Below are 24,376 nucleotides of genomic sequence, written 5' to 3'. Positions count from 1 at the left end.
GGCTGCTTGTGTTGCTCGTCACAGCCTAAGTCATAGTCGAACTCAAGTTCAGGTCGGGGTCCGGTCCGTGGACACGGGCGGCGGGACAGAGGAGTATCCCGCCGCCCGTGCGGTCCGGCGTCAGGCGCGCGAGAGCTCTCGCTCCATGCGGCGCAGCTCGACCCGCGCGATGGTGCGCTTGTGCACCTCGTCGGGGCCGTCGGCGATGCGCAGCGTGCGCTGGTGGGCGTAGAAGCTCGCGAGCGGGAAGTCGTCGGTGACGCCGCCGCCACCGTGCACCTGGATCGCGCGGTCGATGATCTTCAGCGCGATCTCCGGGGCCGCCACCTTGATGGCCGCGATCTCGGTGCGGGCCTTCTGGTTGCCCACGGTGTCCATCAGGTACGCCGTCTTGAACACCAGCAGGCGGATCATCTCGATCTCGATGCGGGCCTCGGCGATCCAGTCCTGGATGTTCGAGCGGTTCGCGACGGGCTCGCCGAACGTCGTGCGGCTCTGGGCCCGCGCGATCATCAGGTCGAGCGCGCGCTCGGCCATGCCGATCGAGCGCATGCAGTGGTGGATGCGACCGGGCCCGAGGCGGGCCTGGCTGATCATGAAGCCGTCGCCCTCGCCGGCGAGCAGCGCCGTCTTGGGGACGCGGACGTCCTCGAACAGGATCTCGGCGTGACCCTCGCGGTCCATGTAGCCGAAGACCGGCAGGCCGCGGACGATCGTCACGCCGGGGGTGTCGACGGGGACGACCATCATCGACTGCTGGCGGTGCGTCTCGGCCTCGAAGTTGGTCTTGCCCATGACGATGAGCACCTTGCAGTTGGCGTGCAGGGCGTTCGAGGCGAACCACTTGCGGCCGTTGAGGACGTACTCGTCGCCGTCGGGGGTCATGCTGAGCTCGACATTGGTGGCGTCCGAGCTGGCGACCGCGGGCTCGGTCATGCAGAAGGCCGACGCCATCTCACCCGCGAGCAGCGGCTTGAGGTACTTCTCCTTGTGCTCCTCGGTGCCGAACAGCTGGAGGACCTCCATGTTGCCGGTGTCGGGAGCGTTGCAGTTGATGGCCTCGGGCGCGATGTACGGGCTGCGGCCCGTGATCTCGGCCAGCGGCGCGTAGTCGAGGTTGCTCAGGCCGGGCGATCCCCAGGCCTCGTCCTTGTGGGGGTGGAACAGGTTCCACAGACCGCGGCTCTTCGCCTCGGCCTTGAGCTCCTCGAGGACCGGCGGGTGGAAGTTCGGGTTGCCGGACTCCGCCATCTGCTGGTGGTACACGGCCTCGGCCGGGTAGACGTGCTCGTCCATGAAGGCGAGCAGCTTCGCCTGGTACTCCTTGGCGGTCTCCGAGAGTTCGAAATGCATGTCAGCTCCTTGCTGGCTGTGGGTGGGGTCGGGGGTCAGGCCAGCGAGGCCTGGTAGCGGCGCATGCCGGCGATCCAGCGGTCGATGTCGCCGGCCTTGCGGGACTGGAAGACCTTGACCTCGGGGTGCGGCAGGATCAGGAACTCCTCGGACTCCATCGCCTTGAGCACGATCGCGGCGACCTCGTCGGCCTCGAGCACGCCACCGGCGTCGGTGACGGCCTGGGCGGCGCGACGCTGCGTCTCGTTGGTGATCGGGGCGCCGCCGGTGAGCATGTCGGTGTTGACGCCCATGGGGCACAGGCAGCTGACGGCCACGCCCTGGTCGCCGTACGTGATCGCGAGCCACTCGGCGAACGCGACGGCGCCGTGCTTGCTCACCGAGTAGGTGGCCGAGCCGATCTGCGTCAGCAGGCCGGCGGCCGAGGCGGTGGACACGAAGTAGCCCTGGCCGCGCTCGATCCAGCCGGGCACCAGCAGCTTGGCGGCGCGCACGTGCGCCATGACGTTGACCTGGTGGGCGACGTCCCAGTCCTCCTCGGAGGCCTCGAGGGTCACTCCCCCGCCGACGCCGGCGTTGGCGAAGTAGAGGTCGACCGGGCCGAAGGACTCCTCGGCGGCGGCGATCAGCCGCTCGATCTGAGCGGTCTGCGAGACGTCGCCGGCGACCGCGACGGCCGAGCCGGGCGTGGCCTCGTTCAGGCGGGCCGCGACGGCCTCGACGCCGTCGGACTTGAGGTCCGCGACGACGACCTTCGCGCCGTTCGCGACCAGCGCGTCCGCGAGGGCGGCTCCGATGCCGCCACCGGCTCCGGTGACGACGGCGACCTTGCCGTGGATGTCCATGGTGCTCCTCCGAGTGGGGACGGTCCGGGGCCCGCGGTGCGGGTCCGCGAGGGGGACCGTGACGTGCTTCACACCCTAATCTGAATTCGGACTCAAGTTCAAGTCCCGGTCGTCGCAGGCTCCGCGCCCAGCGTCTCCGGGTCCAGTCCGAGCAGTGCGGCCAGCGCCGGGATCGTGCGCTCGGCGTCGCTGTGGACGATGCCGCCCATGCCCAGCGCGTGGGCCGCACGAATGTTCATGGCCAGGTCGTCGATCATGATCGCCTCGGCCGGACGCACGCCCAGCCGCTCGCAGGCGACCTCGTAGAGCCGGCGCGACGGCTTGCGCACACCCTCGCGGCCCGAGATCGCCTGGACCTCGAACAGCTCGTCCAGGCCGTGGCCGGTGTAGCAGTCGCGACCGAGCGAGTTCGACACCAGCGCCACCGCGACGCCCTGCTCCTTGAGCCGGCGGACGAGCCCGGTCATCGCGTGGTCGGGGTGCAGGTCCTCCTGCATCCGCGCGATCAGACCTACGGCCTCGACCGTGTGGCCCTGGGCCGCCAGCGCCAGCGCGAGCGCCTCCTCGAAGACCTCGTCCTCGACGCGGCCGCACTCGTGGTCGACCAGCGCGGCCTTCGCCGCCTCGTCGTGCGACAACGCGTTCACGACGGCCTTCGGGTCGCCGCCGCACACCTCACGGCTGAATCGCTCGAACGAGGCGAAGACGCTCGCGGTGAGCACTCCCCCGAAGTCGAACAGCACGGCGCGCGGCGTCTCGGCGGACGCGACGACCTCGACGTCGCTCATCGCGCGCGAGCCGCCGACTCGGCGAGCTCGCGCAGCGCGCTCTTGTCGATCGAGCGCTTGAGGATCTTGCCGGTCGCACCCTTGGGCAGCGCGTCGACGAAGGAGTAGATGCGCGGCACCTTGTACGCCGAGAGGCGCTGCTTGGCCCACGTGCGGATCTCGTCGCCGGTCAGCTCGTGGCCGGGGGCCGACGCGATCACGGCGGCGATCTCCTCGCCGTAGTGGTCGTCGGGGATGCCGACCACGGCCACCTCGACGATGCCGGGGTGCTCGTACAGCACCTCCTCGACCTCGCGCGGGTAGACGTTGTAGCCGCCACGGATCACGAGGTCCTTCACGCGGTCGACGATCGTCAGGTAGCCGTCGGCGTCGACCGAGCCGAGGTCGCCGGACTTCAGCCAGCCGTCGACGAGCTCCTGCGCGTTGACGTCGGGGCGGTTCCAGTAGCCCTTCATGACCGTCGGGCCCTTGATGAAGACCTCGCCGACCTCGCCCGGGGACAGCACGCAGCCCTCCGAGTCGCGGATCTCGACCTGCGTGCCGGGCAGGGTCGGGCCGGTGGTGCCCGTGCGCTGCTCGCGGTGGATGTCGTTGAAGGTCGCCGCGCCGGTGGTCTCGGTGAGGCCGTAGCCCTCGAGGATCGTGCAGCCGAAGCGCTCGGTGAACGCGCGGATGATCTCCACCGGCAGCGACGCGCCGCCCGAGGAGGCCATCCGCAGCGACGCGAAGTCCTCGGGCGTGTAGTCGCCCTGCGCGTGCAGCATCGCGTTCCACATCGTCGGGACGCCCGAGACGGTGGTCAGCTGGTCGCTCTTGACCATGTCGAGCATCCTCTCGGCGCTGAACGGCGACAGCAGCGAGAACGAGGCGCCGATCGCGAGCGCCGTGTTCATGCAGACGGCCTGGCCGAAGACGTGGAAGAGCGGGAGTGCCGTGCCGAAGCGGTCGTCGGCGGTCAGCTCCAGCACGGGCAGGAAGGAGTCGACCGTGGCGTCGAGGTTGAGCGCGGTCAGCTCGGCGCCCTTCGGACGGCCGGTCGTGCCCGACGTGTAGAGGATGATCGCGGTGTCGTCGGGCGCGTGGTCGTGTGCGTCCTGCAGCGGCTCGGCGTCGAACGACAGGCCGGGCTCGAGCTGCCAGAACTCCACGCCCCGGTCGGCCGCGGCCTCGCGGGCCGCGTCGGCGCACTCGTGCCACGCGATGACCAGTGAGGCCTCCGAGTCGTCGAGGACGTAGCCGATCTCGGGCGACGTCGACATGACGTTCATCGTCGTCACCGTCACGCCGGCGGCGTGCAGGCCGTAGTAGACCTCGGGGAACTCGGGGATCGTCGGCGCGATGAACAGCACGCGGTCCAGCGGCGAGAGGCCGGCGGCGCGCACGGCGCCGGCGACGCGGCGGTTCGTCTCGCGCAGCTCGGCGTACGTCACGGTGCGCGGTGAGCGGATCGCGACCCGGTCCGGCTCGGCGTCGGCGTGGGCCCAGATCCGCGAAACGATGTTGACCATGCGTCGTCCTTCGATTGCCTCGGCTGTGACGCGGTTCATGGTCCTGCATCACAAGGTGAACTTGGTTTCAGATTTAACACGATAACCCGGCGGCCCTCGTCCGGGCCACCCCCGTTCCACGGGGCGAGCGTCCGATCTGGAATCCGGCTCTGGTTAGAGTGACCGCCATGACCACCCCCGCACGACCCACCGTGGACGACCTCGACGCCCTCGGCACCGCGATGCGCCTCGTCGCGCCGCCGGAGTTCGAGGACGGCAACGGGCACGTGAACGTCTGCCACTACTACCGGCTCCACATGGAGGGCTCGGACCTGGCGTTCCGCGAGCTCGGGTTCGACGACGACTACCGCGTCCGCACCGGGCACAGCGTCTTCAGCGTCGAGCACCACGTTCGGTTCCTCGACGAGTCCCTCGTCGGCGACGAGCTCTCGGTGCACCTGCGGATCCTCGGCGTCGGCCCCAAGACGGTGCACGGCCAGACGATCCTGGCGAACCGCTCCCGCGGCACGGTGGCCAACACGCTCGAGTTCCTCGAGCTGCACGTCGACCTCGGCACGCGTCGCACCACGCCCATGCCCGACGACATGGTCAAGCCGCTGGAGTTCCTGCGCGACGAGCACGCGGCGCTGCCGTGGTCGCTCCCCCTCGCCGGTCCTCTCGGCGTCCGCTGACCGACGCCCTGCGGCACCGCACCTCCTCGGCTAGCGTCGAGGCGACGGGAGGACGCCGATGCCGAGGGACACCGAGCCGGAGCGCACCCCCGACGGCCGCTTCCTGGTCATCGGCGGGCGGAAGTGGCGCGCCACCGATCCGCAGGTCCCCGACGGGCTGCGTCAGGAGCTCGTCGACGAGCTGATGAGCGCGCGCCGCGCGGTCAAGGCCGGCGAGCCCGACGCCCGCGACCGGGTCGGCGACGCCAAGGTGGCCCTCGGCGAACGAGGCCGACCGTGGTGGGAGGAGCCCACCGACCACTCGATCGCCACCCGCTCGACCGCGGCGATGCGCGCCCTGCTGCGCAAGCGCGACGGCTCGACGACCTGTCCCAGCGACGTCGCCCGCGTGGTCGGCGGCGAGCAGTGGCGCGACCGCATGGACGCGGTTCGTCGACTCGCCGATGCCCTCGCCGAGGACGGCGTCGTCGTGGTCACCCAGCGCGGCGAGCCGGTGACCGCGACGACCGCGAAGGGCCCCGTCCGCATCGGACGGGGCGACCGCTTCGCCTGAGGGTCAGCGGACCCGCACGACCTTGCTGACCTGTCCCGACCTCACCTGGGCGTCGCCGGAGTAGACCACGCGGATCCGGTGCTTGCCCTTCTTCGTGATCTGCGGCAGCAGGATCGCGACCTTGCCGCCGCTCGAGGCGTACAGGCGCTTCGTGGCGATCCGCTTGCGGCCGTCGTAGACCCGGATCGTGCCGGTGGGACGCACCAGCGGCGCGGACACCCGCACGACGAGGCGCGCGCGCTTCGTGCGCTTGAGGCTCGACGCCACCGACATCGCCACCCGCGAGCGGGCCTTCGTCGCCGGCACCGAGACGGTGGCCGACCGGAAGATCCCGGCGAAGCTGCCCGACGCGACCGTGTCGCGCGCCGTGAGCGTGCGACCGAGGTCCGCCGCCGTGATCCGGTAGGTCGCGCCCGTGCCCACGCGGGTGGACCCACGCCACCACGAGATGGCGGAGGTGCCGCCGGAGTTCGTCAGACCGCGCGACGTCGCGCGGAGCACTCCCCCGGGCGCCCGCGTGCCCGAGAGCAACGGCGCGCCGAGCGGGGCCGTCACCTTCGACAGGTCGAGGATGCCCGCGCCGCAGGACGTGCGTCCCGAGGTCGTGCAGTCGATCGTGTCGGTCGTCAGAGCACCGCCACCGATCACCTGCGCCCCCTTGATGTCCGGGGAGAAGCCCTGCGTCGCGGCCTTGAGCTGCGCCTCCACGGCGGTCGGGTCCGTGACGCCGAGCGAGTACAGCAGCGCCGCGCCCGCGGAGACCGCCGGGGCCGCCATGCTGGTGCCCTGCGACCGGCCGTAGCCGGGCTCCGTCGGACCTTCGACACCCAGGTTGACCGTCGAGAGGATGCCGCGCTCGGGGTACGAGGTCGGCGAGCCGGGGGTCGTGGGGTCCTCGGGCCGCAGGACGTTCATGTCGCCACCGGGAGCCGCGATGTCCGATCCGGGGCCCGCCGTCGAGTACCAGGCGCGGTGACCGGTCTCGCTCGTCGCGACGACGCTCACGTAGCCGTCGCACGAGGCGGGCACGCTCTGGGCGACCGGGAAGATGTCCGGGACCGACGAGTTGCCTGCCCCGGCGACCAGCGTCGCGCCCTGCGAGCGCGCGAGTCCGCCGACCACGTCGTACAGCAGGCAGGCGGCACGGGCTCCGTCGGCGCTGGCGTAGTCCGAGCCCAGCGAAAGGTTGACCACCTGGGCCGGCGTGCGGTTGAGGGGCACCCCGTACGCGCGCAGGTCGAGCCCCGCGGCCCACAGGATGCCGACCGCGATGTCGGAGTCCCAGCCACCGCAGTGCCCGATCACGCGCACCGGCTGCACCTTCACCGCGGGAGCGACCCCGGCGACGCCGATGCCGTTGTCCGCCGTCGCCGCGACGGTGCCGGCGACGTGCGTGCCGTGCCACGAGCTGTCGGTGACGTAGTCCGCGGGATCGTCGTTCTCGCCCAGGTCGAAGCACTTCACCGCCAGATCCTCGTCCACCCAGTCGCCCGGATCGGACGGGTCAGGGTCCCAGCCGTCCTCGTCACCGGCGTTGACGTACGTGCCGTCGCGGACGCAGTCGCCCGTGGCCTCGTCGGGCGTGCACTCGTCGTCGACGAAGTCGTAGCCGGCGACCGTCTGGCCGGCCAGGTCGGGGTGATCCGTGATGCCCGTGTCGACGACCGCGACGACCACCGAGCCGCTGCCGCGGGTCGAGCGCCAGAGGGACGGTGCCTTGGTCGTGTAGCCGCCGTCGTCCCGCGTGGCGTCCCAGAGGTTGCCCTGCGTGAGGAAGCCTGGGTCGTTCACGGCGACCGGCGGGGCGCTGGAGACCGTGCGCAGCGTGTCGGGCACGACCCATTCGACGTCCGGCCGGGCCGACAGCTCGGCGATGGCGGGCTCGAGATCCTCCACGGCCACGGGACGCTCGAGCTCCAGCACCGACAGGCCGGCGGGAGCGGCGCGCGTCGAGCCGATGTCGGCACCGGGCAGCTCGGACTCCGCCGAGCGCGCGAGCGACGACCGCCGCGCCGTCGTGGCGGTCGACGCCTTGACGATCAGGCCGCGCGCGATCTGCGGCGTCGGTCGTGCTGCCGGGTCGGCGGCTGCAACCGGATCGGGCTGCTGGGCAGAAGCGCCCGTGCTCACCAGCGCCGAGGCGACCAGGAGCACGGGCAGGGCGGTGAGGGCGAGGGTGCGACGCACAGGAGGTCCTGTCTCGAGGTGGTTCCCCCCGACGGGAACGACCTCAGCAGGATAGGGCAGGTCCCGCGCGTCACACCATCCCCTCGCATCACGCGAGGATCAGCGGACGCGGACGACCTTGCTCTTCTTCGTCGCGCTCACCTTCGCGCTGCCGGAGTAGATCACCCGGATGCGGTGCTTGCCCTTCTTCTTGATCTTGGGCAGCGTGATCGTGACCTTGCCCTTGTTCTTGGAGTAGATCTTCTTGACGGCGATGCGCTTGTTGCCGTCGTAGACCCGGATCGTGCCCGTGGCGCGCACGTACGGAGCCTTGATCTTGACCCGCAGCTTGACCTTCTTGGACTTGCTGAACTTCGACGGCATCGAGAACGCCATCTTCGGCTTCGACTTCACCACGACCGAGCGCTGGTGGAAGATCGCGCGCGAGCCGTTGGTAGCCGTGGCCCGCACGGTGACCTTCTTGCCGAGGTCGGCCTTCGTCACGCGGTAGGTCGTGCCGTAGCGGACCACCTTCGATCCGCGGTACCAGGTCAGGCGCACGGTCGCACCGTTGCGCCACGAGCCGGTGGTCGCGCGGAGGGTGCGACCCGGGCGGGCCGCGCCGCTGATGCGCGGGGCGCTCGTCGGGGCCTTGGCCATCAGCACGTTGTAGGCGCTGACGACTCCCGAGCCGCACTGCGCGGCCGTGCAGCTGCCGGAACGGCGAGCCGTGGCCTTGAGGACCCGCTCCACGACGTCGGGGTTCGTGATGCCCACCGAGTACGCCAGCGCGGCGGTCGCGGCCACGGCGGGCGTGGCCATGCTGGTGCCTTGAAGCTCCTCGTACGTGTAGCCGCCGGGCGCCTGATCACCGTTGTTGTACGTGGAGATGATGTTCTCTCCATCGACAGCCGCTCCCGAACCACCGGGACCCGCCAGATCGATTCCGGCGCCGTAGTTGGAGTAGCCGGCGCGCGTTCCGGTCTTCGTGGTGGCCGCAACGGCGATGAAGCCGGGGCAGACCGACGGGACGTTGTAGGCGTGATTGCCGCCGTTGTTGCCGGCCGCGGCGACGATCGTCGAGCCACGCTTGCGGGCGATCGACGCGATCTGGCCGTAGAACTGGCAGAGCTGACGGACCTGCGTCGTGTTGGGAACGTAGCCGCCGAGCGAGAGGTTGATGACCTTCGACGGGGTGCGGTTCACGGGCACGGTCGCATGACGGCGACCGTCGTAGGCGTTCACGTTGGCGCCCGAGGCCCAGAGGATGCCCATGGCGATGTCCCAGTCGGTGCCACCGCAGCGGCCCAGGACGCGGATGGGCTGGATCTTCACGGTCGGGGCGACACCGACAACGCCGCCGTTGTTGCGCTTCGCCGCGATCGTGCCGGCGACGTGCGTGCCGTGCCACGAGCTTCGACCGGGACCCATGTACTCGCACTGCGCGCTGCTCGTGCGGCCGTCGCCCGGATCAGACGGGTTCGAGTCCCAGCTGCTGCGGTCATTGGCGCTGATGTAGGTGCGGCGGTACGCGTACCGCGAGCAGGAGGAGTTCATGCAGTCGTACTCGTCGTCGACGAAGTCGTACCCGGCAACGAACTGCCCGGACAGGTCGGGGTGCCCCATGAGCACACCGGTGTCCAGCACGCCGACGCGCACGCTCGGGGAGCCGGTGGTGATGTCCCACGCGCGGTTGGCGTGGACGCCCCACGTGCCGTTGAGGTTCCACAGGCGCCCATTTACGTAGTAAGGGTCCGAGGCCGTGGCCGACGGCAGGCGCACGCCGTTGGGGACGGCCCACTCGACGTCCGGGTTGTCCTCCAGCTGCTCGATCGCGTCGTCGAGGTCGGTGGCGTCCACCTGGGTCGACAGGTCGAGCACGCCGAGGTCGCTCGCGCCCTCGGTCGAGTTGGCCACGCCGACGCCGTCGGGCAGCTCGGCAGCGACCTCGTCGGTGAGGTCACCGACCTCGGTGTCCGCGTCGTCGGCGAGCTTCACGATGATGCCGCGTGCCGGCTGCGGCGCGTCGGTGGTGTTGAGCGGCGCGGCGGGCGCGGGCTCGGTCTGGGCGACCGCGGCCATCGCGCCGCCGGCGAGGGCGAGCGACGTCACGACCGGGACGACGAGAGAGAGTGGACGGCGCAGACGCAGCGTCATGGATGGACCTTCCCCGAAAGCAGAGCCACCTCGTGCGCGAGGGGCCACGCGCGAGCATATCCCGAAACCCCCGCGTTCCCGGCATCGGCGGGGCTGGCAGAGCGGTGAGTGGTCAGCCCTTCCCGCGCGGGGGCGGTGAGCTGTCAACCGCATGGACCCTCGGTGCGGTTGACCACTCACCGGGTCCGCGGAGGTTCGGTTGACAGCTCACCGCCCCCGTAGGTGCCCGGGAACGACGAAGCGCCCACCCCGTGCGGGGTGGGCGCTTCGTGCGGAGGTGTTACTTGGTCTCGTCCTCGGAGGCCTCGGGGGCCTCCTCGGCGACGGCCTCGTCAGCGGGAGCCTCGGTCGTCTCCTCGGCCGGAGCCTCGGTGGCCTCGTCGGTCACTGCCTCGTCGGTCGCGGTCTCCTCGACGGGAGCCTCCTCGACCGCCGGGGCGGCCTCGGCACGCGGGGCCTTCGGCGCGCTGGCGTCGAACTCCTTGGTCTCCACGATCTCGATGACGGCCATGGGGGCGTTGTCGCCCTTGCGCGGACCGATCTTCGTGATGCGCGTGTAGCCGCCCGGGCGGGTGGCCATGGCCGGGCCGATCTCCGTGAAGAGCGTGTGCAGGACGCCCTTGTCACGGATGACCTTGACGACCTGGCGGCGGTTGGCCACCGTGTCGGTCTTGGCCTTCGTGATGAGGTGCTCGGCGTACGGACGCAGACGCTTGGCCTTGGCCTCGGTCGTCGTGATGCGGCCGTGCTCGAACAGGCTCTGGGCCAGGTTGGCCAGGATCAGCCGCTGGTGCGAGGGGCTGCCGCCGAGGCGAGGACCCTTGGTGGGGGTGGGCATGTCGTTACTCCTGAATCAGTGGTGTCAGAGCAGCTCAGTACTGCTCGTCCTCGGCGAAACCGGCGTCCTCGTCGAAGTTGTCGATGACGGCGGAGGGATCGAAGCCCGACGGGCTGTCCTTGAGCGACAGACCGAGCTCGGCGAGCTTGGCCTTGACCTCGTCGATCGACTTCGAACCGAAGTTGCGGATGTCCAGCAGGTCCTGCTCGCTGCGCGTGATGAGCTCACCCACGGTGTGGATGCCCTCGCGCTTGAGGCAGTTGTACGAGCGAACCGTGAAGTCCAGGTCCTCGATCGCCAGCGCCAGGTCGGCGGCCAGCTGCTCGTCGACCGGCGACGGGCCGATGTCGATGCCCTCGGCCTCGACGTTGAGCTCGCGAGCCAGACCGAACAGCTCGACCAGGGTGGACCCGGCCGACGCGATCGCGTCGCGCGGCAGGATCGAGGCCTTGGTCTCGACGTCGATGATCAGCTTGTCGAAGTCGGTGCGCTGCTCGACTCGGGTGGCCTCGACCTTGTAGGTGACCTTCAGGACCGGGCTGTAGATCGAGTCGACCGGCATGCGGCCGATCTCCTCGTCGCCGGTCTTGTTCTGGACGGCCGACACGTAGCCGCGGCCACGCTCGACGACCAGCTCGATCTCGAGGCGACCCTTGTCGTTCAGGGTGGCGACGTGCAGGTCCGGGTTGTGGACCTCCACACCGGCCGGCGGCGTGATGGCGGCGGCGGTGACGTCACCGGCCTCATCGGCGCGCAGGTACATCACGACGGGCTCGTCGATGGTCGAGGAGACCACGAGGTTCTTCAGGTTGAGGATGATCTCGGTGACGTCCTCGGTGACGCCCTCGATGGTCGAGAACTCGTGGAGGACACCGTCGATCTTGATCGAGGTGACGGCCGCACCCGGGATCGACGACAGCAGCGTGCGACGCAGCGAGTTGCCGAGGGTGTAGCCGAAGCCGGGCTCGAGGGGCTCGATGACGAACCGCGAACGGAACTCGTCGACGACCTCTTCGGACAGGACGGGGCGCTGGGCGATCAGCATGGTGTTTCTTCCTTTCCGGACCCACCGCTATATGAGGGCCGGGTTGGTGGACAGAGGTGGAGGATCAGATCTTCGAGTAGAACTCGACGATCAGCTGCTCCTGGATCGGAACGGTGATCTGCTCGCGGACCGGGTTCTGGTGAACCAGGATGCGGCCACGCTCGGGCGACACGTCGAGCCAGCCGGGCACGGTGTCGGAGTCGTGCGTCTCGCGCGCCACGATGAACGGCGTCGTCTCCAGGCTCTTGGCCTTGACATCGATGATGTCGTGCTTGCTGACCTGGAAGGACGGGATGTTCGTCTTCACGCCGTTGACCAGGAAGTGACCGTGAGTCACCAGCTGGCGGGCGTGACGGCGCGTGCGGGCCAGGCCGGCACGGTAGACGACGTTGTCGAGACGGCTCTCGAGCAGGCTCAGCAGGTTGTCACCGGTCTTGCCGGGACGGCGCGAGGCCAGCTCGTAGTACTTGCGGAACTGCTTCTCGAGGACGCCGTAGGTGTAGCGCGCCTTCTGCTTCTCCTGCAGCTGGGTGCGGTACTCCGACTCCTTGACGCGGGTGCGGCCGTGCTGGCCGGGCGCGTACGGACGGCGCTCGAAGGCCTTGTCCCCACCGACGAGGTCGACGCCGTAGCGGCGCGACTTCTTGGTGAGAGGTCCGGTGTAACGGGCCATGGTTGATTACTCCTTGAGGAAAAAGTCGACGACGCGTCAGAGACGACGGTGCTTGGGCGGACGGCAGCCGTTGTGCGGGCTGGGGGTCACGTCAGAGATGGTGCCGACCTCGAGGCCGACGCCGCTGAGCGACCGGATCGCCGTCTCGCGTCCCGAGCCGGGGCCCTTGACGAAGACGTCGACCTTCTTCATGCCGTGGTCCATCGCCTGACGTCCGGCGGCCTCGGCGGCCATGCCGGCGGCGTACGGAGTCGACTTGCGCGAGCCCTTGAAGCCGACGGTTCCGCCGGAGGCCCACGCGATCACCGCACCGCTGGGGTCGGTGATCGTCACGTGCGTGTTGTTGAACGTGCTCTTGATGTGGGCCTCGCCCTGAACGACGTTCTTCTTCTCCTTGCGGCGCACCTTCTTGGCACCGGAGTTCTTGGGGGGCATCGGCTACCTCACTTCTTCTTTCCGGCGACGGTGCGCTTGGGGCCCTTGCGGGTGCGCGCGTTGGTCTTGGTGCGCTGGCCGCGAACGGGCAGGTGCGCACGGTGACGGCGGCCCTGGTAGGAGCCGATCTCCATCTTGCGGCGGATGTCCGCGGTGACCTCGCGGCGCAGGTCACCCTCGACCTGGTAGTTCGCCTCGATGTGGTCACGGAGCGCGACGAGCTGGTCGTCGTTCAGCTCGTGAACGCGGGTGTTGGGGTCGATGCCGGTGGCGGCGAGGGCCTCGACCGCACGGGTGCGGCCGATCCCGAAGATGTACGTGAGTCCGATCACCACGCGCTTTTCGCGCGGCAGATCCACTCCGACGAGGCGTGCCATGTGCTGGCAGTTCCTTTCGGTTAAGCAGAGGTGTCGTCACCTGGGGCATCTCGATCGCCTCGATCGAGCTCCGGCCTCTGCGCCGGAGGTGACACCCGGGACTCCGCCTGGTGGCGGGGCCCGGGTGAGCCGTCAGATGTTCAGGGTGCTGCGTTGAAGAAGGTTGCTGCTCAGCCCTGGCGCTGCTTGTGGCGCGGGTTCTCGCAGATCACCATGACGCGGCCGTGGCGACGGATCACCTTGCACTTGTCACAGATCTTCTTCACGCTCGGGTTGACCTTCATCGAGAAGCTCTCTCTTCGGTACGAACTGAACGTGGGGGATGTGTAGTTGTCACTTGTAGCGGTAGACGATGCGTCCGCGGCTGAGGTCGTACGGCGAGAGTTCCACCACGACACGGTCCTCGGGGAGGATCCGGATGTAGTGCTGGCGCATCTTGCCGCTGATGTGCGCGAGGACCTTGTGGCCGTTGGCCAGCTCGACTCGGAACATCGCGTTGGGCAGGGCCTCGACGACCGCACCCTCCATCTCGATGACGCCTTCTTTTTTCGCCATACACCTCAACTTCTTCGTATCGACTGATCGGCCTGGCACGCACGTCTCCCCACCCGTTCAAGGGCTGCCGGAGGGCATGGGGATACGGCCCGACAAGGCCGACACACAAGTCTACGTCGAAAGGGGTGCCGGACTCAAATCGGCCACGGGAGGCCGGCCTGCAGCACGGCCTCGTCGAGCGCCGCGGTGCGCAGTCCGGTGATCTGCTGGTACTCCGGGTCGGCCACCATCTGGCTGAACGCGGCGCGCGACGGGTAGCGCACGAGGAGCACCGCGTCCCATGCCCAGCCGTCGGGCGCGACCAGCGCCGTGGACAGGTCGCCGACGTACACGACCTCGCCGCCGACCCTCTCCAGGAAGGGCGCGATGCGCGTCGTGTACTCGCGATAGGAGGCGACACCGTCCTCGCGGAACTGCAGGAGGTTGAGCATCACGACCGGACCTCCGGGGTCCTCGCCGAGGAACCGCTTGAGGTCGGCACCGGTGGGATCGACGGCCATGCGGCGACCCTAGCGGCTTCAGTCCATCCCGGTGATGAGCGCGCGGTGGAAGGCCGCACCCCGCTCGAGCGTGTCGATCGCGACCTTCTCGTTCGGCGCGTGGATCGAGTCGCGCTGCGCCCGGGTCATGTGCAGCGGCGCGAACCGGTAGACCGAGTCGCTGATCCGGGTGAAGTGGCGCGAGTCGGTGCCGCCGGTCTGCACGTACGGGACGACGGCGATGTCGGGGCCGAGGGCCTTCACGGCCTCCCCCAGCGCCCGCCAGGCGTCGTTGTCGGTGCGCGACACCGGCGGCGGGTCCTCGCCGTCCATCCGCTCGACCTCGACGTCGAGGCCGCGGAACAGCCTCTCGAGCCGCGCGCGGAGCTGCTCGCGGGTGTCCCCCACGGCGAGCCGCACGTTGACGTTGGCGCGCACCTCGGTGGCGAGCACGTTGCGCGCGGGGCTGCCGCTGAGCTGGGTGACAGCCATCGTCGTGCGCACCATCGCGCCGGTCTCCTTGCCCAGCCGGGCCAGCAGCTCGGCCACGGGCCGGTTCGCGCGGCGGGCATGAGCGAGCACGGGCGCGACGGGCTTCGGCACCAGGCCGGCGAGGGCCTCGAGCATCTGCAGCACCGGCTCGGACAGGTGCGGCGTCGCCGGGTGCCGGTCGATCCGCACGATGGCCCGGGCCAGGCGCGCCGTGGCGCCGTTCTTCGACGGGGTGGACGCGTGCCCTCCCCCACCGCGCGCCAGCAGGCCGACGTCGACGGTGCCCTTCTCGACGATGGCGACCATCGCGGTGGTCGCCGAGACGCCGGGCAGGCCGTCGTCGACGATCGCGCCGCCCTCGTCGGAGACGAGCCACGGGCGCACGCCCATCGAGTCGAGGTGCTCGACGACCTCGGCCGCGCCGTGCCCGAAGACCTCCTCGTCGGAGCCGAAGGAGAGGTAGACGTCGCGGGCGGGCTCGAAGCCCTCGGCCAGGAGCGACTCGACCGCCTCGGCGATGCAGACCAGCGGGCCCTTGTCGTCGAGCGCGCCGCGGCCGTGGACGAAGCCGTCCTCGATGACGCCCGCGAACGGGTCGCGCTCCCACTGCTCGGCGGGGGCCGGCACCACGTCGTAGTGCGCCATCAGCACGAGCGGCCGCTCGGTGGAGCGTCCGGGCCAGCGGAACAGCAGCGTGCCTCCCTCGAACTGCGTGAGCTCGAGGGACGCGTGCAGGCTCGGGTAGAGCCGGGCGAACGTCTCGCGGAACGCGACGAACTCGGCCTCGTCCCGCTCGTCGGGCGCCGACACGGTGCGGCACGCGACCAGCTCGGACAGGCGTGCGGCGGCGTTCATCGTCCGATCTCCTCCTCGATGATGGCCGGGTCGGCGAACGCCAGCCGCGGCACGAACGTCAGTCCGATCGCGGCCACGAACGCCGTGACCGAGCAGACGATCCAGACGGTGTAGTAGCCGGACATGGACGCGGCGGTCGCGTGCGTGGCGCCCGTCGCGAGGGCGACGCCGAAGACGCAGGACGCGAACGACCCGCCGATGGTCTTGGTGGTGTTGGTCAGCCCGGTCGCGACGGCGGTCCGTCCCTCGGGTGCCGCGGCGGCCGCGGCGGCGGGCAGCGCGGCGACCAAAGCACCGGAGCCGAGGCCCGCCACCACCATGCACGCCGCCATCTGGGCGACGGAGTGGTGCAGCGGCACGAGCGAGGCGTACCCGATGCCCACGAGGGTCGCCGCGCCGATGAGGCAGGCCCGCGGCGTGAACCGCTGGCTCACCCGGGCGAAGACGAGGGCGCCGATCAGCATCGAGAGCACGTAGCCGCCGATGATCGGGGCCACGGTCGAGGAGTTGAGGCCGAGACCGTAGCCGTGCACGTCCGGGTCGGTCTGGGCGAAGGTCGACAGCGGGATCTGCGCACCGAGCACGCTCACGCCGAACAGCAGGGCGGTGAACTGCACGGGCCACATCGAGGCGCGGCGCATCACCCGCAGGTCGATGATCGGATCACCGGCCTGGAGCTCGTACGCGACGAACGGCACCAGGACCAGCGCGCCGAGGGCGATCGCGATCCAGGGCCACGGCGAGCCGACGCCGAGCACCCGCACGAGCGACAGGCCTCCGGTCACCAGCAGCAGGCTCGAGCTCAGCAGGACCAGCCCGACGCCGTCGAGCGATCCGGACTGGCGCTCGTGGACGTCGGGGACGAAGCCGATGATGACGAAGACGACGCCCACCGTGAGCAGCGCCGGCACCGCCAGCACCATCCACAGCTCGTCGAACGCGGCGGAGGTCGCACCGGCCGACAGCGCGCCGGCGATGGCCCCGGCCTGGAGGGCGGCGACGATGACGCCCGTCGCGCGACGAGTGGCCGCGGCCCGTTGTTCCATCCCGGCGCTGCGGCGGTAGATCAGGGCGACCTCGAGGGGCAGCCAGACGGTGAACACGCCCTGCAGCGCCCAGAACACGAGGTAGGCCTCGAAGGTGGTCGCGAAGGCGATGCCGCACGTGGCGATCGCGGTCAGCACGGCCGACCACACCAGCACCTTCTGGTGCCCGATCAGGTCACCGAGCTTCGACAGCGGTGGGACGCACAGCGCCGAGAGCAGCAGCTGGGCCGCCTCGAACCAGTTGACGTCGGCGTCGTTGATGTCGAGGTGGCGCGCGATGTCGCTGGCCAGCGGCGTGTAGTACCCCTGCAGGAACCCGCTGACGAACTCGACGAAGACGAGAGCGCCGACGAGTCCGGCTCCGACCGAGGCCGCGCGGGATCGGGTCATGCGCTCACGCTAGTGCCCCAGGAGTCAGCCGATGGCGGCGACGGCGGTTTGCGCGGCCGTGTCGATGGCCGTCCGGCCCGACTCGAAGGTGGCCTGGTCCTCGGCGAGCACGGCGACGAGCAGCGTGTGGCCGTCGGCCTCGATCCGGCCGATGCTCGTGACGTCCCACAGCGCCGTCGCCGACCGCTGGAGGTAGCCGACCTTGAGCTCGGCGGCGGAGGGATCGTCGGCGGCAGCGCTGACGCCGAAGCTCTGCGAGTCGACGACCTGTTCCATCAGACCCGCCAGCCAGTCCCTGGCCGCGTCGTCGAGCACGGAGTCGTCACCGAACACCACCTCGAGGAGGCGGAGCTGGTCCGTGACGGTGGTCTGCGTCAGTCCCCAGCTCCCGTCCGCTCCGGCCTCGGTGTCGGTCAGCCCGATCTCGGCGTTGAACGCGTCGAGACCCTCCTGGCCGCCGATCTCGCGGTAGAGGCTGTTCGTCGACGCGTTGTCGCTGTACTCGATCGCGGCCGCCGCCCACCGCTGCTGGGTCGCGTTCAGGTCGCCGCCGTTCTGCCACAGCAGTGCCGCGATGATGTCGACCTTGACGATGCTCGCCGTGTCGTACTGCTCGTCCTCACCCACCGTGACGGAGTCGCCGTCGTCGAGGTCGAGCACCGCGACCGCGACCCCGTCGGGGAGGTCCAGGTCCGTCACCTCGACGGGCGCCGCCTCGGTCGTGGTGGCGTCCGCCGCCGCGGAGGCGGAGTGCGCCGCGGCCACGGCGACCTCGGTGGACGACGAGGACGGGTCCGCGTCCGCCGTGCCCGTCGAGGTTGACATCGCGACGCCACCGACCACCATCGTCGTCGCCGCCGCCAGCACCCATCGGACCCGCCTCGTCATGGCACGAGGCTGTCGCCCCGACCTCGGCGGAGGTCGTGACCGGCCTGTGGCCGGGCTGTCAGTGCCGGTGGTGGTCCCGCGGGTCGCTCAGGCCCTCGACGCCGTGGCGGTCGTGGATGAGCCGCGACAGCACGATCGAGGTCTCGGTCTGGCTGACGCTCGCGGCGCCGATCCGGATCTGCTCGAGCGCCTGCTCGAGGTCGCGCACGTCCTCGGCGACGAGGTGCAGGATCGCGTCGGCGGCGCCGGAGACCGTGGCCGCCGCGTGGACCTGCGGCACCTGGAGGAAGGCTTCGCGCAGGACGTGGGGCGAGATCGTCCCCTGGCAGTGCACCTCGACGTAGGCCTCGGTGGTCCAGCCGCGGTGGTGCGGGTCGACCACCACGGTGAAGCCGCTGATGACGCCGGACTCGACGAGGCGGTCGACGCGCCGCTTCACGGCGGGTGCGGACAGGCCCACGCGCGAGCCGAGGGCGGCATAGCTGGCCCGGCCGTCCTCGGTCAGGGCGTCCAGCAGGGAGCGGTCGATCTGGTCCAGGCTCATGCGCGCAACGTATCAAACGCGAGGGTCGCGAATGCGCAAGAAAGCGCCTGCAACGCGCGCGAAAAACCACTGGTTGTGGCGTCCCGCGCTCCCTAGGCTCGTGTCATCGTCCCCCGAGGAGCCCCATGACGCAGATCCTGACCACGCCGCTGGTCGCCCCCGTCCGCAGTGCGCGCACGCGCCACTACGTGATGTGCCCGCCCACCGAGTTCGACGTGGTCTACTCGATCAACCCGTGGATGGACCCCACCGCGGCGGTCGATCGCGAGCTCGCACGGGCCCAGTGGCAGGCGCTCCAGGACGTGTACGCGGGGCTCGGGCACCGGATCGACCTCCTCGAGCCCGTGGCCGGACTGCCCGACATGGTGTTCGCGGCCAACGGCGCCGTCTCGGTGGCCGACCGCACGTACGGGGCCGCGTTCGCGTTCCCGCAGCGTCAGGCCGAGGCGCATGCGCACGTCGACTTCCTGCGCGCCGCCGGCCGCGAGGTCCAGCGCCCGGCCCACACGAACGAGGGCGAGGGCGACTTCCTCGTCCTGCGCGACGTGGTGCTCGCCGGCCACGGCTTCCGCACCACCACCGACGCGCACCGCGAGGCCGAGGCCGCCCTGGGGCGCCCGGTCGTCTCGCTCGAGCTGGTGGACCCGCGGTTCTACCACCTCGACGTCGCGCTCGGCGTGCTCGACGACGGACACGGCCACGGCCCGGCCGACATCGCCTGGTTCCCCGCCGCCTTCAGCCCCGCCGCTCGCCGCACGCTGCGGCGCCTGTTCCCGGGTGCGCTCGAGTGCTCAGAGACCGACGCGCTCGCCTTCGGCCTGAACTTCGTCAGCGACGGCCGGAACGTCGTGCTGCCGGCAGAGGCCACCGGACTCGCGGCAGCGCTGCGCGACCGTGGCTACGAGCCGGTGCCCGTCGAGCTCTCGGAGTTCGTCAAGGGCGGCGGCAGCGTGAAGTGCTGCACCGCCGAGCTGCACCGCTGACGCTCAGGCGGTGACGGGCGCGCGGCGGCCCATCCGCGCGAGCAGGCGCGTCTGGCGGTCGGCGTCCGGCGGCACCTCGACCGGGCCCCGGAAGACCCCGTCGTCGTACGCGTGATCGCCGAAGCCCTCGAAGGCGGCCTCCATCGCGTCCATGTCGGCCTCGGTGAACGTCGTGGGCCGGCCGTTCGACGTGCCGAGGTCCCAGCCGTGCACGACGAGGTCGAAGCCGTAGAAGGCGTCGAGGGTCGCACCGATCGTGGTGCGGCCGAAGACGCCGTCGAACTCGCGCGCGGCGATCGCGTCGTCGGTCGCGAGCGGCCGGACGGCCGCGAGGTGCGCGGCCCACGCCTGCGCGGGATCGCCGGAGGGCCGCGGGCCCGCGTCGATCTCGTGCCGGGCCAGGAAGTCGCGCTCGGTGTCGATCACGTGGTCGACGACGTCGGCGGCGGTCCAGCCCTCGCAGGGGGACTCCGCGGACCAGTCGGTGGTGGCGGCGACGACGTCGCTGAAGCGGTCGGCCGCGTCGAGGTAGATGCTCATGACTCCAGCGTGGTCGCCCGACGGCCTCGACTCTTGAAAGAATCCGACACATGACCGGTGGAGACGACGTCCGGCGCATCGACCCGACCGAGCGGGCCCACCTGCTCGACGCCTCGGGCTACACGCCGCCCATCCACCGCTTCGCCCCCTCCCCCGCGCTCGCGTCGGTGGTGCGCCGCTACTGGATGCCGGTCTGGTCGCTGCCCGACGGGCGGGTCTCGGTCCAGCGCGTGCTGCAGTACCCGGTCTGCCTGGTCGTCGTCTCGCACGAGTACGCGCGGCTGGTCGGCCCGAGCAGCGGTCTGTCCACCACCGAGCTGGGCGGGACCGGCTGGGCCCTCGGCACGATCCTGCAGCCGGCCGCCGGCGTCGCGCTGCTTGGCGGACCGGTCGACGGGCTGACCGACCGTGCGGTACCGCTCGCGACGGCGTCGTTCCCCGTGGGGGACCTCGTCGCCCGCATCCGCGCCGCGGTCGGCGGCGCTCCTGACGATCCCGAGCGGCAACGGGCTGCCGTGGCACTCATGGAGGAGTCGCTGGCCGGCCTGCTGCCGGTCGACGAGGAGGGCCTGTTGGTGAACGCGATCGTGGAGTACGTCGAGGGCGATCCCGAGGTCCAGCGCGTGACACAGGTGTGCGAGAAGTTCGCGATCACGGAGCGCTCGCTGCAGCGGCTCACCGCACGCCGGATCGGCCTCTCGCCGAAGTGGCTGATCCAGCGGCGCCGGCTGCACGAGGCCGCCGAGCGGCTGCGCGACGAGCCACGCCCCGACCTCGCCCGCGTGGCGGCCGACCTCGGCTACGCCGACCAGGCCCACTTCGGCCGCGACTTCCGCACCGTCACCGGCCTGACCCCCGGCGAGTTCGCCGCCGAGCCCCGCGTCTGACCTCCGGTCAGCGAGATCTGTAGCGGTATCCACGCTTTTTCGGTGGATCCGCCGCGAAAGAGGTGGACAGCGCTACACATCTCGCGCGCCGGAGGCGCGGTCAGACGCCGTCGGCGGTGTCGGCGGTGAGGACGTACCAGGTGTCGCCCTCGCGCTGGAGGTCCCAGTTGTCCTCGAGGCCGTCGGGCCACTGCACCGTGACGGTCGCGCTGTCGTCGACGACCTCGGCGGACATCGGCACGTCCTCGAGGTCGGCGCCGTCGGCGGTCCACTGACCCTCCTGGTCGCGGACATCACCGCACTCGAGGTCCTCGGGGACCAGCACGGTCTCCTTCACGGCCTCGCAGTCGCCCTCGTCGGCGGCCATCAGGTACTGGCGCAGGACGCGCTCGGCGTCCTGTCCCGCGGTCTCGCTCGGCGATGAGCCGTCGCCGTCCCCGGTGTCGTTCGAGCTCGCGCCGCAGCCGCCCAGCAAGGCGGCCACCAGCAGGAACGGGACGACCCACGAGGTGCGCATGCCCCCAGTCTGCCCCGGCGACCAACCCGGCCGTGGATGCGACGAACGCGTCAGGCGGTGGGCTCGGCGCAGGGCACGCCGAGCTCGGCGAGGCGCGCCGCGCCGCCGTCGAGGGCCGTCAGCACCCACACGCCCTCGGTGGTCACGGTGATCGAGTGCTCGTGGTGCGCGGCCCAGGTGCCGTCGGTGGTCACGGCGGTCCAGTCGTCCTCGAGGATCGCGGCGCGCGACGTGCCGAGCGTGATCATCGGCTCGATCGCCAGCGCCATGCCCAGCTGGAGCTTCGGGCCCTTGCCGCGACGGCCGCTGTTGGGCACGTCGGGGGCCATGTGCATCTCCGAGCCGATGCCGTGCCCGGTGAAGCCCTCGGTGATCCCGTAGCGACCCTGGCTGCGGACGTACGACTCGATCGCGTGCGAGATGTCACCGACCTTGCCGCCGATGCGCGCCGCGGCGATCCCCCGCCACAGCGACTCCTCGGTGACCCGGTTCAGCTCGGCGACCTCGGGGGCGACCTCGCCGACCGGCACGCTGATGGCGGCGTCGCCGTGCCAGCCGTCGACGACCGCGCCGAAGTCGATCGAGATGAGGTCGCCGTCGGCCAGCACCCGGTCGCCCGGGATGCCGTGCACGATCTCGTCGTTGACCGAGGCGCAGATGACGCCCGTGAACCCGTGGTAGCCCAAGAAGTTCGAGGTGGCGCCCTCGGCGGCCAGCCGCTCGCGGGCCAGCGCGTCGAGGTCGTCGGTGGTGACGCCGGGGGCGACGGCCGCGCGCAGCACCTCCAGGGTGCGCCCCACGACCAGGCCGGCCTGGCGCATGGAGGCGAGCTGCTCGGGCGTCTTCAGCTCGATCGACTCACCGAACATGGTGGGTCCGTCCGTCAGGCGAGCGTGGACAGCGCGTCGGCGATGCGGGAGCCGACCTCGTCCGGGGTGCCCATGCCGTCGACCTCGATGAGCAGGCCACGGTCGCGGTAGACCGCGAGCAGGGGCTCGGTCTCGTTGCGGTAGACGTCCTGGCGGTGCCGGATGACCTCTTCGGTGTCGTCGGACCGGCCGCTGACCTTCGCCCGCTCGAGCAGGCGACCGATCAGCTCGTCCTCGACCACCGTGAGCGCCACGACGCCGTCGAGCTCGGAGCCGAGGTCGGCCAGGATCTGGTCGAGCTTCGCGACCTGGTCGAGCGTGCGCGGGTAGCCGTCGAGCAGGAACGCCTCACGCGCGTCGTCCTGCGCGAGACGGTCGGCGACCATCGCGTTGGTGACCTCGTCGGGCACGTACTCGCCGGCGTCCATGTAGCGCTGCGCCGTCTTGCCGAGCTCGGTCTGCTGCGCCACGTTGGCGCGGAAGATGTCGCCGGTGGAGATGTGCGCACCGTTGATGCGCTCGGCGAGCGCCACGGCCTGCGTGCCCTTGCCCGCACCGGGAGGACCCATGATGAGGAGTCGCGTCACTTGAGGAACCCTTCGTAGTTGCGCTGCTGCAACTGGCTTTCGATCTGCTTCACGGTGTCCAGGCCGACGCCCACGATGATGAGGATCGTCGTGCCGCCGAACGGGAAGTTCTGGTTGGCCCCGACCAACGCGATCGCGAGCATCGGGATGAGCGAGATCAGGCCCAGGTACAGGGCGCCCGGCGCGGTGATGCGCGACAGGACGTAGCCCAGGTAGTCCTGGGTGGGCTTGCCGGCGCGGATGCCGGGGATGAAGCCGCCGTACTTCTTCATGTTGTCGGCGACCTCCTCGGGGTTGAACGTGATCGACACGTAGAAGTACGTGAAGAACACGATCAGCGCGAAGAAGGTGATCATGTAGTACGGGTGATCGCCCTGGACGAAGTGGTCCTGGATCCAGCTCGCGGCTCCGGAGTCGGAGTTGAAGTTGACCCACAGGACGGGCAGGTACATCAGCGACGACGCGAAGATGACCGGGATGATGCCGGCCTGGTTCACCTTGAGCGGGATGTAGGTGGAGGAGCCGCCGAACATGCGGCGTCCGACCATGCGCTTGGCGTACTGGACCGGGATGCGGCGCTGGGCCTGCTCGATGAAGATGACCAGCGCGACGACCGCGAGGCCGACGGCCACGACGACCGAGAAGGTGGCCCAGCCGTTCGTCTGGCGGATGTTCCACATCGCGCCGGGGAACGTGGCGACGACCTGCGTGAAGATCAGGATCGACATGCCGTTGCCGACGCCGCGGTCGGTGATGAGCTCGCCGAACCACATGATGACGGTGGTGCCGGCGACCATGACGGTGACGATGAGCAGGTACGACAGCATGCTGTCGGGGCTGTAGAGCAGCGGCAGGTTGCAGGCGCCCTGGAAGAGGTCGCCGCTGCGCGCGAGGGCCACGATGCCGGCGGCCTGCAGGATCGCGAGGCCGACCGTGAGGTAGCGGGTGTACTGCGTGATCTTCGCCTGACCGGACTGGCCCTCCTTCTTGAGGGCCTCCAGACGCGGGATCACCACGACGAGCAGCTGCAGGATGATGCTCGCGGTGATGTAGGGCATGATGCCCAGCGCGAACACGGTCAGCTGCAGCAGCGCACCGCCGGAGAAGACGTTGATGAGGGCGAACAGGCCGGCGTTCTCGCCGCCCGCCGCCAGGTCGACGCACTCGCGCACGTTGGCGACGTTGACGCCGGGTGCAGGCAGCATCGAGCCGAGCCGGAAGAGCACGACGATCCCCAGCACGAAGAGGATCTTGCGACGCAGTTCAGGTGTCCTGAACGCGTTCACGAAGACTTTGAGCACGAACTTCCTCCAGCTTCACGGCACGATGCCGTCT

General features: G+C 70.3%; 27 protein-coding genes. 4 read left to right on the top strand and 23 right to left on the bottom strand.

Features of this window, described 5'->3' with window-relative positions; translation table 11 throughout:
• Positions 1-120: 120 nt before the first annotated feature.
• The 4 genes from ACK99Q_RS06940 to ACK99Q_RS06925 all read right to left on the bottom strand — a co-directional run bounded on the left by ACK99Q_RS06940 (position 121) and on the right by ACK99Q_RS06925 (position 4,494).
• Positions 121-1,353: an acyl-CoA dehydrogenase family protein gene (locus ACK99Q_RS06940; protein ID WP_410185420.1), complete on the bottom strand. Its 1,233-nt coding sequence runs from the start codon at positions 1,351-1,353 to the stop codon at positions 121-123.
• A gap of 35 nt (positions 1,354-1,388) precedes the next feature.
• Complete coding sequence (locus ACK99Q_RS06935; RefSeq protein ID WP_410185419.1) at positions 1,389-2,198, bottom strand: SDR family oxidoreductase; 810 nt, start codon at positions 2,196-2,198, stop codon at positions 1,389-1,391.
• A 98-nt stretch (positions 2,199-2,296) separates the two neighbouring features.
• Positions 2,297-2,986: an HAD-IA family hydrolase gene (locus tag ACK99Q_RS06930; protein ID WP_410185418.1), complete on the bottom strand. Its 690-nt coding sequence runs from the start codon at positions 2,984-2,986 to the stop codon at positions 2,297-2,299.
• Positions 2,983-4,494, bottom strand: a complete 1,512-nt coding sequence (locus ACK99Q_RS06925; protein WP_410185417.1) for a class I adenylate-forming enzyme family protein — start codon at positions 4,492-4,494, stop codon at positions 2,983-2,985. The genes ACK99Q_RS06930 and ACK99Q_RS06925 overlap by 4 nt, the downstream gene beginning before the upstream one ends.
• Before the next feature lie 167 nt (positions 4,495-4,661).
• Between ACK99Q_RS06925 and ACK99Q_RS06920 the strand changes: the two genes are divergently transcribed.
• On the top strand, positions 4,662-5,165 hold the full coding sequence (locus ACK99Q_RS06920) for a thioesterase family protein (protein WP_410185416.1): 504 nt from the start codon (positions 4,662-4,664) through the stop codon (positions 5,163-5,165).
• Between the two features lie 58 nt (positions 5,166-5,223).
• Positions 5,224-5,718, top strand: a complete 495-nt coding sequence (locus ACK99Q_RS06915; RefSeq protein ID WP_410185415.1) for a DUF3253 domain-containing protein — start codon at positions 5,224-5,226, stop codon at positions 5,716-5,718.
• A 3-nt stretch (positions 5,719-5,721) separates the two neighbouring features.
• Here ACK99Q_RS06915 and ACK99Q_RS06910 read toward each other — a convergent pair whose 3' ends face one another.
• From ACK99Q_RS06910 to ACK99Q_RS06845, 14 genes are all read right to left on the bottom strand, one after another.
• Positions 5,722-7,905, bottom strand: a complete 2,184-nt coding sequence (locus tag ACK99Q_RS06910; protein ID WP_410185414.1) for a S8 family serine peptidase — start codon at positions 7,903-7,905, stop codon at positions 5,722-5,724.
• Between the two features lie 99 nt (positions 7,906-8,004).
• A complete protein-coding gene (locus ACK99Q_RS06905) occupies positions 8,005-10,041 on the bottom strand; it encodes a S8 family serine peptidase (RefSeq protein WP_410185413.1) in 2,037 nt (678 codons plus the stop codon).
• Positions 10,042-10,321: 280 nt separating this feature from the next.
• On the bottom strand, positions 10,322-10,879 hold the full coding sequence (gene rplQ / locus ACK99Q_RS06900) for a 50S ribosomal protein L17 (protein WP_410185412.1): 558 nt from the start codon (positions 10,877-10,879) through the stop codon (positions 10,322-10,324).
• A gap of 34 nt (positions 10,880-10,913) precedes the next feature.
• Positions 10,914-11,924, bottom strand: coding sequence for a DNA-directed RNA polymerase subunit alpha (locus ACK99Q_RS06895; protein ID WP_179422786.1), 1,011 nt, complete (start codon positions 11,922-11,924; stop codon positions 10,914-10,916).
• Between the two features lie 64 nt (positions 11,925-11,988).
• The gene (gene rpsD, locus ACK99Q_RS06890; RefSeq protein ID WP_179422784.1) at positions 11,989-12,597 is read right to left on the bottom strand and encodes a 30S ribosomal protein S4; all 609 of its coding nucleotides are present in this window, start codon (positions 12,595-12,597) and stop codon (positions 11,989-11,991) included.
• 36 nt (positions 12,598-12,633) lie between these two features.
• A complete protein-coding gene (gene rpsK / locus ACK99Q_RS06885) occupies positions 12,634-13,032 on the bottom strand; it encodes a 30S ribosomal protein S11 (protein WP_078699099.1) in 399 nt (132 codons plus the stop codon).
• Positions 13,033-13,040: 8 nt separating this feature from the next.
• Positions 13,041-13,409, bottom strand: coding sequence for a 30S ribosomal protein S13 (gene rpsM / locus ACK99Q_RS06880; RefSeq protein WP_179422782.1), 369 nt, complete (start codon positions 13,407-13,409; stop codon positions 13,041-13,043).
• A gap of 170 nt (positions 13,410-13,579) precedes the next feature.
• Positions 13,580-13,693: a 50S ribosomal protein L36 gene (gene rpmJ, locus ACK99Q_RS06875; protein ID WP_008361054.1), complete on the bottom strand. Its 114-nt coding sequence runs from the start codon at positions 13,691-13,693 to the stop codon at positions 13,580-13,582.
• 49 nt (positions 13,694-13,742) lie between these two features.
• Positions 13,743-13,964 (bottom strand): translation initiation factor IF-1, encoded by a 222-nt coding sequence (gene infA, locus ACK99Q_RS06870; RefSeq protein WP_007078610.1) that lies wholly within the window; start codon positions 13,962-13,964, stop codon positions 13,743-13,745.
• A gap of 134 nt (positions 13,965-14,098) precedes the next feature.
• Entirely contained in the window at positions 14,099-14,464 is a 366-nt protein-coding gene (locus ACK99Q_RS06865; RefSeq protein ID WP_410185411.1) for a DUF1330 domain-containing protein, read from the bottom strand.
• 18 nt (positions 14,465-14,482) lie between these two features.
• A complete protein-coding gene (locus ACK99Q_RS06860) occupies positions 14,483-15,790 on the bottom strand; it encodes a M20/M25/M40 family metallo-hydrolase (protein ID WP_410185410.1) in 1,308 nt (435 codons plus the stop codon).
• A complete protein-coding gene (locus ACK99Q_RS06855; protein WP_410185409.1) occupies positions 15,787-17,226 on the bottom strand; it encodes an MFS transporter in 1,440 nt (479 codons plus the stop codon). The genes ACK99Q_RS06860 and ACK99Q_RS06855 overlap by 4 nt, the downstream gene beginning before the upstream one ends.
• Before the next feature lie 24 nt (positions 17,227-17,250).
• The gene (locus ACK99Q_RS06850) at positions 17,251-18,114 is read right to left on the bottom strand and encodes a serine hydrolase (RefSeq protein WP_410185408.1); all 864 of its coding nucleotides are present in this window, start codon (positions 18,112-18,114) and stop codon (positions 17,251-17,253) included.
• Between the two features lie 58 nt (positions 18,115-18,172).
• Positions 18,173-18,658: an Lrp/AsnC family transcriptional regulator gene (locus ACK99Q_RS06845; protein WP_410185407.1), complete on the bottom strand. Its 486-nt coding sequence runs from the start codon at positions 18,656-18,658 to the stop codon at positions 18,173-18,175.
• A gap of 125 nt (positions 18,659-18,783) precedes the next feature.
• On the opposite strand from ACK99Q_RS06845, the gene ddaH reads away from it, so the two are divergent.
• Complete coding sequence (gene ddaH, locus ACK99Q_RS06840; RefSeq protein WP_410185406.1) at positions 18,784-19,641, top strand: dimethylargininase; 858 nt, start codon at positions 18,784-18,786, stop codon at positions 19,639-19,641.
• A 3-nt stretch (positions 19,642-19,644) separates the two neighbouring features.
• Here the strand turns inward: ddaH and ACK99Q_RS06835 are convergent, their stop codons facing one another.
• Positions 19,645-20,181 carry a maleylpyruvate isomerase family mycothiol-dependent enzyme gene (locus tag ACK99Q_RS06835; protein WP_410185405.1) on the bottom strand — a complete coding sequence of 179 codons (537 nt, stop codon included), beginning with the start codon at positions 20,179-20,181 and terminating at the stop codon, positions 19,645-19,647.
• 50 nt (positions 20,182-20,231) lie between these two features.
• Here ACK99Q_RS06835 and ACK99Q_RS06830 point away from each other — a divergent pair, with 50 nt between their 5' ends.
• Positions 20,232-21,068 carry a helix-turn-helix domain-containing protein gene (locus ACK99Q_RS06830; protein WP_410185404.1) on the top strand — a complete coding sequence of 279 codons (837 nt, stop codon included), beginning with the start codon at positions 20,232-20,234 and terminating at the stop codon, positions 21,066-21,068.
• Between the two features lie 100 nt (positions 21,069-21,168).
• Here ACK99Q_RS06830 and ACK99Q_RS06825 read toward each other — a convergent pair whose 3' ends face one another.
• Genes ACK99Q_RS06825 through secY form a run of 4 tightly spaced genes read right to left on the bottom strand, consistent with a single transcriptional unit; the run spans position 21,169 to position 24,342 of the window.
• Positions 21,169-21,585, bottom strand: a complete 417-nt coding sequence (locus tag ACK99Q_RS06825) for a hypothetical protein (RefSeq protein WP_410185403.1) — start codon at positions 21,583-21,585, stop codon at positions 21,169-21,171.
• Between the two features lie 50 nt (positions 21,586-21,635).
• Complete coding sequence (map, locus tag ACK99Q_RS06820) at positions 21,636-22,454, bottom strand: type I methionyl aminopeptidase (RefSeq protein ID WP_410185402.1); 819 nt, start codon at positions 22,452-22,454, stop codon at positions 21,636-21,638.
• Between the two features lie 14 nt (positions 22,455-22,468).
• A complete protein-coding gene (locus ACK99Q_RS06815; protein ID WP_410185401.1) occupies positions 22,469-23,041 on the bottom strand; it encodes an adenylate kinase in 573 nt (190 codons plus the stop codon).
• Positions 23,038-24,342, bottom strand: coding sequence for a preprotein translocase subunit SecY (gene secY / locus ACK99Q_RS06810; protein ID WP_179422763.1), 1,305 nt, complete (start codon positions 24,340-24,342; stop codon positions 23,038-23,040). The genes ACK99Q_RS06815 and secY overlap by 4 nt, the downstream gene beginning before the upstream one ends.
• Positions 24,343-24,376 lie beyond the last annotated feature (34 nt).

The sequence above is a fragment of the Aeromicrobium sp. MLTX1 genome (assembly GCF_046452335.1).
Taxonomy (GTDB): Bacteria; Actinomycetota; Actinomycetes; order Propionibacteriales; family Nocardioidaceae; genus Aeromicrobium.
Note: the sequence above shows the minus strand (reverse complement) of the source record. Positions and strands in the feature narration are given on the sequence as shown.